An 11656-nucleotide genomic window follows, 5' to 3' on the forward strand; every position below is an offset into this window, starting at 1 on the left:
GACGCCTATACCGCCACCGGCTGGCTGTTGGTGGGATTGCTGCAGTTGCTGGTGCTGGTGGCGGTACTGGGGCCGCTGCAACGCTGGCGGCCGGTGGAGCCAATGCAAGACCGCACGGCAGTGCGTATTGACATCATTTACACGCTGTTGCACCGGCTGGGCGCGTTCCGGCTGCTCTTGTTTTTTACCCTCGACCCGGTGATGGATGGCCTGTTTGGCGAGATGCGGGTGGCGGGCATGGCGACTTTTCACCTGGATGCGCTGTGGCCTGGTGTGACCGACCAGGCGGTGTTCAGCTTTGCGATGTACCTGGTGGCTTTTGACTTTTTGGGCTACTGGGTGCACCGGGGCCAGCACCAGTTTGCCTGGTGGTGGAGTCTGCATTCGCTGCACCATTCACAGCGCCAAATGACGCTCTGGAGCGACAACCGCAACCACCTGCTGGACGATGTAATCGGCGACATCATCGTCGCGGTAGTGGCCCAGTTGGTGGGCGTGGCCCCGGGCCAGTTCATTGCGATCGTGGCGTTTACCCAGCTCAGCGAAAGCCTGCAGCATGCCAATCTGCGCGTGTGGTTCGGGCGTGTGGGTGAGCGGCTGTGGGTCAGCCCGCGTTTCCATCGGCGGCACCACAGCATCGGCATCGGCCACGAGTCGGCGGGTAAAAATACTTTGGGTGGGCACAATTTTGGGGTGTTGTTGCCCTGGTGGGACATGCTGTTTGGCACCGCCAATTTCGAACTGCGCTATGACCCCACCGGCATCCGCGACCAACTGGCTGAGGAGGGCGGTCGCGACTACGGCCGGGGTTTCTGGCAACAGCAGTGGCTGGGCTTGCGGCGGCTGTGGGCTGTATGGCGTTAATTTGATGCGGGTATCCTCCGCGGTATGAAACTGCTACTGGACTCCTTTTGGCGCGCTGCCGCCTACTGCATGCACCACCGCGTGATTGCGCTGTCGTTTCTGCCGTTGCTGATACTGGTGGCCTTGTCTTTGGGCCTGGGGTATTTTTACTGGGAGCCTGCGCTGGACATGGTGCGCGGCATGCTGGATGCATCGGAATGGGTGGGCCGCATCTGGACCTGGTTGGAGAGCGCAGGCGTGGGCCAACTCAAGGTGGCGCTGGCACCCCTGCTCGTGATTTTTGCGGTCACGCCGTTCATCGTGGTGCTGTCGCTGTTGGCGGTGGCCATGATGATGACCCCGGCCTTGGTGGCTCTTGTTTCTGAGCGGCGCTTTCCGCAACTGGAAAAGAAGAAGGGCGGTACTTTCATCGGCGGACTGTTTTGGTCGCTGGGCTCTATCTTGCTGGCCTTGGTGGCGCTGATCGTGTCGATTCCGCTGTGGCTGGTACCGCCGCTGATTTTGGTGCTGCCGCCGCTGATCTGGGGCTGGCTGACCTACCGTGTCATGTCTTACGACGCACTGGCCCTGCACGCCAGCAAGGAAGAGCGCCGCGAAATCTACCGCCGCCACCGTATTACCCTCTTGGGCATGGGCGTGTTGACTGGCTACCTAGGGGCTGCACCCAGTTTGGTGTGGGCTTCTGGGGCCTTGTTTGCGGCCGCCTTCGTGGTGCTGGTGCCGCTGGCCATCTGGATTTACACCCTGGTATTTGCCTTTTCCTCGCTGTGGTTTGCCCATTACGTGCTGGCCGCGCTGCAAGCCTTGCGGGCCGAGGTGGCGGCGCAGGCCGCCCCAATCGTCGCACCGGTCGCGGTCCCGCTGGAAATTTTGGAACCTATTCAACCCAAGCCCACTTATGACGCTGGATCTTCCTACCTCCCACCCCCTTGAGCGGGCGCCCACCTTGGGGCTGATCATCGTCGGTGATGAAATTCTGTCGGGCAAGCGCGCGGATAAACACCTGCCCAAGGTGATCGAGTTGCTTGCCGCACGCGGCCTACAGCTCAGCTACGCCGACTACGTGGGTGACGACCCGGCGCGTATCACCAGCACCTTGCAGCGGGCGTTTGCCTCGGGCGATGTGGTGTTTTCCACCGGTGGCATCGGTGCCACGCCCGACGACCATACCCGCCAGTGTGCTGGCACGGCCTTGGGCTTGCCGCTGGCCTTGCACCCGCGCGCCGAAGAAATGATCCGCGAACGCATGCAAGACACCGCCCGTGACCAGGGTCTGCCTTATGAACCCACGCACCCGGACAACATCCACCGCCTGAATATGGGCATGTTTCCGCAAGGCGCGCAGATCATTCCCAACCCGTACAACAAGATTCCCGGCTTCAGCATGGGCCACGTGCACTTTGTGCCTGGCTTCCCCGTGATGGCTTGGCCGATGGTGGAGTGGGTACTGGACCAGTACTACAGCACCTGGTTTCAGAAAGCGGCCTGGGTCGAAAAATCGGTGATCGTGTTTGGCAGCATGGAGGCCACGTTGACCCCGCTGATGGAGGCGCTAGAGCGCCAGTTTGAAGGGGTTAAGGTGTTTAGCCTGCCCAGCGTGGACCATCCTGAATACGGCCGCCATATCGAGCTGGGGGTGAAGGGCACGCCGGAGCTGGTGGCGCATGCCTACCCGGCGCTGCTGGCGGGCTTGCATGGTTTCGATGCCAAGCTGGGCCCCGAACTGGTGCGAAGTTAATTGCACAATATTGGTGCGTTGCTTGGATGCTCTTAATTGGTGCAAACTGCGTTTGGCCGGAGTCTAGGGCGCCGTTTTCTAGCGCAAAATGCCTGGGCGTAAAGTCACAGGTGCGCGCATGGTTACAAATTGTGCATTTGCTGCGCGGTGGCATAAAAACTGCATTGGCAGATGTGCCGAAATCTATAGTCCCACTTAAACCCAACCCCTACCAGGAGATTCTTGATGGCAAAGACCGTCGCTGACGTGATGAAGATGGTGAAAGAGAACGAAGTCAAGTTTGTTGACTTCCGCTTCACCGATACCCGTGGCAAAGAGCAGCACGTGACCGTGCCGGTGTCCCATTTCGACGAAGACAAGTTCGTTTCGGGCCATGCCTTCGACGGTTCTTCCATCGCCGGCTGGAAGGGCATTGAAGCCTCGGACATGCAGCTCATGCCCGATGCCAACACCGCCAACATCGATCCTTTCTTCGAAGAAACGACGATGATCCTGACCTGCGACGTGATCGATCCTGCCGACGGCAAGCCGTACGAGCGCGATCCCCGCTCGTTGGCCAAGCGCGCTGAAGCCTACATGAAGGCTTCTGGCCTGGGCGACACCGCTTTCTTTGGTCCAGAACCCGAATTTTTCGTGTTTGACAGCGTCCGTTGGGGCAACGACATGTCTGGCTGCTTCTCCAAGATCGACTCGGAAGAGGCTTCCTGGAACACGGGCAAAGAATACGAACACGGCAATACCGGTCACCGTCCCGCCGTCAAGGGTGGCTACTTCCCCGTGCCGCCCGTCGATAGCTTCCAGGACATGCGTTCTGAAATGTGCCTGGTGCTGGAGTCCCTGGGCATCCCGGTCGAAGTGCACCACCATGAAGTGGCGAACGCCGGCCAAATGGAAATCGGCACCCGTTTCAGCACGCTGATTGAGCGCGCCGACTGGGTTCAGCTGCAAAAGTACGTGATTCAAAACGTTGCGCACTCCTACGGCAAAACCGCTACGTTCATGCCTAAGCCCATCGTGGGTGATAACGGTTCCGGCATGCACGTGCACCAGTCGGTCTGGAAAGACGGCAAGAACCTGTTTGCTGGCGACGGCTATGCAGGTTTGAGCGAATACGCCCTGTACTACATCGGCGGCATCATCAAGCACGCCCGTGCTTTGAACGCCATTACCAACCCCGGCACCAATAGCTACAAGCGCCTGGTGCCTGGCTACGAAGCTCCGGTGAAGCTGGCCTACTCGGCCAAAAACCGTTCTGCCTCGATCCGTATTCCTTTCGTGGCCAACCCCAAGGGCCGCCGCGTGGAAGCACGTTTCCCCGATCCACTGATGAACCCTTACCTCGGCTTTGCAGCCCTGTTGATGGCCGGTCTGGACGGCGTGGAAAACAAGATCCATCCTGGCGAAGCTGCTACCAAGGATCTGTACCATTTGCCACCCGAGGAAGACAAGCTGATCCCTACCGTTTGCCACAGCCTGGACCAAGCTCTCGAATGCCTGGACAAAGACCGTGCATTCCTGACCAAGGGCGGCGTGTTCACCGACGCGTACATTGACGCTTACATCGAGCTGAAAATGACCGAAGTGACCCGTATGCGCATGGCCACCCACCCGGTGGAATTCGACATGTACTACTCGCTCTAAGAGCGACGGCCTTCGGAGGCGCAACTTATTGCGACACCCAGGCTCTCAAAAGGACGGCGTAAGCCGTCCTTTTTTCGTTCCGGCCCGTGGCCCCCCGATAAACAGAGTACTGTTGCGCACTTATTCCCAGTTCAAGCCCGGCAGGGCTTCACTCTTACGCATGAAACACTTTTTTGGTCTGATTTTGGTATGTGCATCGGCCACCGTTTGGGCGCAGGACACGGTTGTCTACCGCTGCGGCAACGAGTACACCAATGCCGTCAAGGACGCCAAAGATGCCAAGGCACGGGGCTGCAAGCTGGTCGAGGGTGGCAACGTCACTATCGTCCACAGCAACCCGCCAGGCACTGCGTCTGCGCCAGTACGCGCCCCCGTGTCTAACAGTCCCCGCAACGACGGTGCCGAGCAGCGCGCGCGCGACTCCGATGCCCGCATGATTCTCGAGTCCGAGCTGAAAAAAGCCGAAGCCCGCCAAGCCGATCTGCTCAAAGAGTACAACGGCGGTGAGCCCGATAAACAAGGTGGCGAGGCCCGCAACTACCAAAAATACATCGACCGCGTGGCCGAGCTGAAAGCCAGCATTGCCCGCAACGACAGTGACATCTCGGGCCTGAAGCGTGAGCTGTCGCGCCTGCCCCCACCCCGCAACCAGCCCTGATGACGAACACCACCCACCCTTATGTCACGCGCTTTCACGCGTTTGATCTGTTGGCCACCCTGGTTGCGGTGCTGTCCAGTGACGGCGCGGTATTGTTTGCCAATGCCGCCTTGGAAGACGCGCTGGGCACCTCGCGCCGCACCATCGAAGGTTCGCACTTTCCCGACTGTTTTACCGAGCCGTTGATTCTGGAGAACGCCCTGGCCGGTGCGGGTAGCAACGAGTTTGCGGCCATGCGGTATGACGCTTGGCTCAAGCGTCTGAACCACGAACCGGTGCCGGTCCACGTGATCCTGGCGCAGACCGAGCGCCCTGGTGAGATCGTCATCGAGCTGCTGCCGCAAGAGCAGCAGGCCAAACAAGACCGCGAAGAGCGCCTGATCGACCAGGCCCAGGCCAACAAAGAGCTGATCCGTAACCTGGCCCACGAGATCAAAAACCCGCTGGGTGGCATCCGCGGCGCCGCGCAGTTATTGGAAATGGAGATGGAGTCGCGCGAGCTGATCGAATACACCCAGGTGATCATCCACGAGGCAGACCGCCTGCAAAGTTTGGTGGACCGCCTGCTAGCCCCGCACCGCCGCCCGCATGTGGTGGGCGACGTGAATATCCATGAAATCTGCGAGCGCGTGCGCTCCCTGATCCTGGCGGAGTTTCCGCGCGGACTGAAGATCGAGCGCGAATACGACGTGTCCATCCCCGAGTTCCGTGGCGACCGCGAACAACTCATCCAGGCCGTGCTCAACGTGGCCCACAATGCCACCCAGGCGCTGGCCGAGCGCATTGCCGAGGGTGATGCGGAGATCACTTTCCGCAGTCGCATTGCGCGCCAAGTGACCTTTGGAAAACAGCGTTACCGATTGGCACTGGAATTGCATGTCATCGACAACGGCCCGGGGGTTCCCGAGTCGATCAAGGACCGTATTTTTTACCCGCTGGTGTCGGGCAGAGAAGGTGGATCGGGGCTGGGGTTAACGTTGGCACAAACCTTCGTCCAGCAGCACCATGGCTTGATCGAATGTGACAGTGTTCCGGGCCGCACGGATTTCAAATTACTCATACCCCTGCCTTGATACAACCAAGGCATCTTGACCCGAGGTGACCCCCACTATGAAGCCGATCTGGATAGTAGACGACGACCAATCCATCCGCTTTGTTCTGGAGAAAGCGCTACTGCGCGAAGACCTTCCCACCCGCAGCTTTACCAATCCGCGCGACGTGCTAACCGCGCTGGAGTCCGCCACCGACGAGGACGGCCCGCAAATCCTGGTCAGCGACATCCGTATGCCGGGCGGCTCGGGTCTGGACCTGCTGGAGAAGGTCAAGCTGATGCATCCCGGTTTGCCGGTGATTATCATGACGGCCTTCTCCGACCTGGACAGCGCCGTGTCGGCCTTCCAGGGTGGCGCTTTCGAGTACCTGCCCAAGCCGTTTGACCTGCCCAAAGCGGTGGAGTTAATCCGCCGCGCGGTAGAAGAAAGCCAGCGCGAGGAAGTGGCTGAAGAACGCATGGCCGCCGCGCCCGAGATGCTGGCCAGGCCCCGGCCATGCAGGACGTGTTCCGCGCCATTGGCCGACTCAGCCAAAGCAACGTCACGGTGATGATCACTGGCGAATCGGGCTCCGGCAAAGAGCTAGTGGCCCGTGCATTGCACAAGCACTCACCGCGCGCCAATGGGCCATTTGTAGCTATCAATACCGCAGCAATTCCAAAAGACTTGCTGGAGAGCGAGCTGTTTGGCCATGAGCGCGGTGCTTTCACCGGCGCGCAAACCATGCGCCGCGGCCGCTTCGAGCAGGCCGATGGCGGCACGCTGTTTCTGGACGAAATCGGCGATATGCCGTTTGACCTGCAAACCCGCCTGCTACGGGTGCTGAGCGACGGGCATTTTTACCGCGTCGGCGGCCACAACGCTGTCAAGGCCCAGGTGCGCGTCATCGCCGCCACCCACCAGGATCTGGAGCAGCGTGTGCGCGACGGCGTATTCCGCGAGGATTTGTTCCACCGCCTGAATGTCATCCGCTTGCGCCTGCCTGCCCTGCGCGAGCGGGTGGAAGACGTGCCCATGCTGACCCGGCACTTTTTACAGCAAAGCGCCAAGCAGTTGGGTGTGGAGCCTAAGCGCATTTCCGATGCAGCGCTGGCGCAGATTGCGCTGTTCCCGTTCCCTGGTAACGTGCGCCAGCTGGAAAACCTGTGCCATTGGCTCACCGTGATGGCCCCGGCCCAAACCATCGAGCCCAAAGACCTGCCACCCGATGTGTTGGGTGTGACGGTGCCACCGTCCAGCCTGGGCCACACCACGGCCACGCGCATCGTCGGTGTGCCGTTGGTCCATGTAGATATCAGCCCCGACATGGATGCCGAGTTGGCCTTCCGGCCAGCCAGTACCGAGCCTGTGCGGTCCATGGATGCCCCGAACGCGCAAACAGGCTGGGAGCTAGGTCTGGAAGCCGAGGCTTTGGAGCTGTTGGCCAACGATAGGCACGATGTGTGGGATGTGTTGTCGCGCCGCTTTGAGTCCAAGCTGATCCTCACCGCCTTGCACAACACAAGGGGGCGACGCATCGAAGCCGCGCAAAAGCTCGGCATTGGCCGCAACACCATTACCCGCAAGATCCAGGAGCTGGGACTGGAATAGTGGTGGCTCACCGCCAGGATGCAGTGCTTCGCATCTTTCGCTAACCCCCTTGCCAAGGGCAACACTGGCAGGCTGGCTGAGCCAGTTCTGTGCTGTTCTTGGAAGAGGTGTAACAGCAATATTTATGCCTTTTGGGTCGCTAGCGCTTATTCGGTGTGCGGCAGCAGCTATTTAATCTATAGCGTATGAGGCAGGGGAGGTCTCCTTGTTTGGTCGGCTGCATTGGCGTGGTGTGGTTTATTTCACCGTCTTGCCAAGCTTATTCTGGTGACCGTTAACCTGTTATTTTTTCTATGAAAATAGCCTCTAGCGCATACGCTGTATGCGCTAGAGGCTATTTTTTTTATAGCGATTGTGCGGTGCAGCGCGCTGTCTCATTTCTTTCTCTGGCTCACTTAAAGCATACTAGCGCCGGGCTCATTTGTAACAATATGCCTTTTGGTGGCGTGCGCCTGCGCGCCTTTTGGGTGGCCGCCGCGTTGTCTGGATCGCATGTGGCATCTCAGCATGTGCTTTAGGTGAGGGGAGCGTATCCATGGTTGTTTATCTGGCCCAAGACGTGGCCTGGATGTTGGTTTTGGGTGTGATGCAGTGCCTGCATGTACGTTTGTGGCACGACCAACTCCGGGCGAGCCAGGTGGCTACGGGCCTGTTGTTTGGTGTTGTGTGTGTGTTGGGCATGACCGAGCCCTACCTGCCTCTACCCGGCATAGCCGTGGACGGCGGCTCGGTGGTGATGGGCATCCTCGGGCTGTTTGGCGGTGTATTGCCGTCGGCGGTCGCGCTGCTGGTGGTCAGTGGGTACCACATCTGGCTGGGTTCCCCGCATGCCGTGATTTCGCTAGCCGTGTTGTTCGGCAGCGTGGGCCTGGGCCTGCTGTACCGTTATGCGGTGGCGCGCGGACGGGCGCGCACCAATGTGCCTTCGTTGCTGGTGTTTGGCCTGGTGTTGCAGCTGGGCCGGATTGGCTTTTTGGCCCTGTCGCCGATAGAGCCCCATGCACTGCTAACAATTTCCATGGCTTTGATTCTGGTGTTTGCGCCTGCCACCTTGCTGCTGGCCATGGTGCTGCAAGAAGGGCAGCGCCGCGATGCATTGGACGTGGCGCTGCGCGAGTCTGAGTCTCGGTTCCGCACCTTGATCAAGGATATTCCCGGCGTGTCGGTGCAGGCCTATGCCCCCGACGGCACCACCCGGTACTGGAACAAGGCTTCCGAGCGCCTCTACGGCTTTACCGCCGAGGAGGCCATTGGCCGCAATTTGCGCGACCTGATCATCCCGGCCCCCATGCGCGAAGGCGTGCGCCAAGCAATGGAGCACATGTTTGCCAGCCGCGAGGCCATTCCTGCGGGCGAACTGGTACTGCAGCACAAGGACGGTAGCCGCGTGCCGGTGTTTTCCAGCCATGCGTTTGTGCAGGCACCGGGGCGCCCGCCAGAAATGTTCTGTGTGGACATTGACCTGTCCGCCCGCTACCGCGCCGAGGCTGAGCTCAGCATTGCCGCCACGGCCTTCGATGCCCAGGAAAGCGTGCTGGTCACCGATCCCGAGCAGCGCATCCTGCGCGTCAACAAGGCCTTCACCCAAAGCCTGGGCTACAGCGATGCTGAAGCGCTGGGCAAGCCCCTGAGTCTGCTCAAGTCCGAGCGCGATACCGACGTTTATTTTTCCACGCTCCAGCGGGCGCTGCGGCGCACTGGTAAGTGGGCTGGCGAGATCTGGAGCCGCCGCAAAAACGGCGAGGTGTTTCCGCAGTGGGTCAACATCAACGCGGTGTATGACGTGGAGGGCGAGGTCAGCTACTTTGTGGCCACGCTGTCCGACATCACCCTGCGCAAAGCCGCCGAAGACCAGATCCGCCAACTGGCGTTTTTCGACCCCCTGACCGAGCTGCCGAACCGGCGGCTGCTGATGGACCGGTTGCAGCGGGCGCTCACATCCAGCGAACGCAACAAGCGCACCGGGGCTTTGCTGTTCATCGATCTGGACAACTTCAAAACCCTGAACGACACCCGTGGCCACGACCAGGGCGACCAACTGCTGCGCCAGGCGGCCCAGCGCCTGTCGGGCTGCATCCGCGACTGCGATACCGTGGCCCGCCTAGGGGGTGACGAGTTTCTGGTGGTGCTGGAGAACCTGGACAGCAATGCGGTGGCAGCGGCTGCCGATGTGCGGGCTGTGGGCGAAAAAATCGTAGCCGCGCTGAACCAGCCTTACCAGTTGGGTGACTTTGATTTCAATAGCACCGCCAGCGTCGGCGTGGCGCTCTACAGTGGACTCAGTCTGTCCATTGACGAACTGCTCAAGCAGGCCGACCTGGCCATGTACCAAGCCAAAGCCGCCGGACGCAATGGCTTGCGGTTTTTTGACCCCGCCATGCAGGCCGTGGTGAACGCCCGCGCCGCACTTGAGGCCGATCTACGCTTGGCCATTGCCCAACAGCGCTTCGAGCTGCACTACCAGCCCCAGGTGGATGCGCATGGGCGCGTGATCGGGGCCGAGGCCCTGCTGCGCTGGCCACATCCGGTGCGTGGCATGGTGTCGCCTGCCAGCTTCATTCCGTTGGCCGAGGATACCGGCCACATCTTGCCGCTGGGCCGTTGGGTGCTGGAGACGGCCTGCAAACAACTGGTGGTGTGGGCGCAGGAGCCATTGCTGGAGAGCCTGGTGCTGGCGGTTAACGTCAGCGCCCGGCAGTTCCGCGAAGCCAGCTTTGTCGACGGTGTGCTGGCCCTGCTGGCCGCCACCGGCGCCAACCCGCGGCGCCTGAAGCTGGAGCTGACCGAGAGCATGCTGATCGACAACCTGGAAGAGATGGTGGAAAAGATGACGGCCTTGCAGGCCCAGGGCATTGGCCTGTCGCTGGACGACTTTGGCACCGGCTACTCGTCGCTTTCGTACCTGAAACGCCTGCCGCTGGACCAGCTCAAGATCGACCAGTCGTTTGTGCGCGACGTGCTGACCGACCCCAGCGATGCCGCCATCGCCCGCACCGTGGTGGCCCTGGCCCACAACCTGGGCCTGGGCGTGATGGCCGAAGGCGTAGAAACCTTGGCGCAAAAAGAATTTTTAGCCCGATGCGGCTGCCATGCCTACCAGGGCTATCTGTTCAGCCGGGCTCTGCCCGCGGGACAGTTTGCAGAGTTTGTGCGGAATACCGAGGTCAAATAGCGCTCTGGCGCAGGTGCTGTCTGCACAGACAGCTCTTAAAACGATAGTGAGCCGAGGGCATCTATTTACGGTAGATTCAGCGTGACCACCACCGGTGCGTGGTCGCTGGGCCGTTCGTTCTTGCGTGGCACGGTGTCGATCACGCAGGCCGTGACCAGCGGCTTGAGCGCAGGGCTGACCAAGATGTGGTCGATGCGCATGCCCCGGTTACGGCGAAAGCCAAAGTCGCGGTAGTCCCACCACGAAAAGCTTTTGTCGGGCTGGGGAAACAGGCGGTGGCTGTCGGTCAGGCCCAATGCCACCAAGGTCTGCAGGTGGTAGCGCTCCTCGTCGGTGCAGTGGATGGTGTCTTTCAGGCCGATCGGGTCCCACACGTCGGCATCGTCGAAGGTAATGTTGTAGTCGCCCATCAGCACCAGCTGCGGGTGCACCAGCAGCTCGGCCTTGACCCAGTCGCGCAGGGCTTTGAGCCAGTGCATCTTGTAGTCAAATTTTTCGCTGCCAGGGGCCTGGCCGTTGGGAAAGTAGGCCCCAATGACGCGCACGCCGTTGACCGTGCCGGTGATGACACGGGCCAGTTCGTCGCTGAAACCGGGGATGTTTTTCACCACTTCGGTGGCGGGCGTTTTGCTGAGCAGGGCCACGCCGTTGTAGGTCTTCTGGCCAAACCATTGCGCCTGGTAGCCGGCTTCGGCAAAAGCCGCGTGCGGAAACTTGTCGTCGGTCATCTTGGTTTCTTGCAGCGCCAACACCTCGACCGGGTTGGCGGCCAGCCAGTCCAAAACCTGGGGCAGGCGGACGGTGAGGGAGTTGACGTTCCAGGTGGCGAGTTGCATGGGGGAATCCGCAGAAAAATGGGAGATGTTACCGAGGCTCTTAATGGTGCACTCGCACACGGTGCCCTGCAAACGTTAAAACGCCCCGGTATCGTTGTCGATACC

At 60.6% G+C, this 11656-nt stretch carries 8 protein-coding genes and 1 pseudogene; 8 read left to right on the plus strand and 1 reads right to left on the minus strand.

Going from position 1 to position 11656, the window contains the following annotated elements; all coding sequences use genetic code 11:
* The 8 genes and pseudogenes from ABI213_RS09400 to ABI213_RS09435 form a co-directional block, all read left to right on the plus strand.
* A partial coding sequence (locus ABI213_RS09400) for a sterol desaturase family protein (protein WP_348026843.1) occupies positions 1-864 on the plus strand: 864 nt, incomplete at its 5' end.
* Positions 865-888: 24 nt separating this feature from the next.
* On the plus strand, positions 889-1797 hold the full coding sequence (locus tag ABI213_RS09405) for an EI24 domain-containing protein (protein WP_348005358.1): 909 nt from the start codon (positions 889-891) through the stop codon (positions 1795-1797).
* A complete protein-coding gene (locus ABI213_RS09410) occupies positions 1763-2602 on the plus strand; it encodes a molybdopterin-binding protein (RefSeq protein ID WP_348005359.1) in 840 nt (279 codons plus the stop codon). Before ABI213_RS09405 ends, ABI213_RS09410 begins: the two co-directional genes overlap by 35 nt.
* A 225-nt stretch (positions 2603-2827) precedes the next feature.
* A complete protein-coding gene (glnA, locus tag ABI213_RS09415; protein WP_348005360.1) occupies positions 2828-4243 on the plus strand; it encodes a type I glutamate--ammonia ligase in 1416 nt (471 codons plus the stop codon).
* 160 nt (positions 4244-4403) lie between these two features.
* The gene (locus tag ABI213_RS09420; protein WP_348005361.1) at positions 4404-4901 is read left to right on the plus strand and encodes a hypothetical protein; all 498 of its coding nucleotides are present in this window, start codon (positions 4404-4406) and stop codon (positions 4899-4901) included.
* Entirely contained in the window at positions 4901-5974 is a 1074-nt protein-coding gene (glnL, locus tag ABI213_RS09425) for a nitrogen regulation protein NR(II) (protein ID WP_348005362.1), read from the plus strand. Before ABI213_RS09420 ends, glnL begins: the two co-directional genes overlap by 1 nt.
* Positions 5975-6011: 37 nt before the next feature.
* A pseudogene (gene ntrC, locus ABI213_RS09430) lies at positions 6012-7543 on the plus strand (nitrogen regulation protein NR(I)).
* 535 nt (positions 7544-8078) lie between these two features.
* Complete coding sequence (locus ABI213_RS09435; RefSeq protein WP_348005364.1) at positions 8079-10715, plus strand: EAL domain-containing protein; 2637 nt, start codon at positions 8079-8081, stop codon at positions 10713-10715.
* A 65-nt stretch (positions 10716-10780) separates the two neighbouring features.
* Here ABI213_RS09435 and ABI213_RS09440 read toward each other — a convergent pair whose 3' ends face one another.
* Positions 10781-11551 (minus strand): exodeoxyribonuclease III, encoded by a 771-nt coding sequence (locus ABI213_RS09440; RefSeq protein ID WP_348026845.1) that lies wholly within the window; start codon positions 11549-11551, stop codon positions 10781-10783.
* Positions 11552-11656: the final 105 nt, after the last annotated feature.

The organism is Rhodoferax sp. (assembly GCF_039922535.1).
GTDB lineage: Bacteria > Pseudomonadota > Gammaproteobacteria > Burkholderiales > Burkholderiaceae_C > Rhodoferax_B.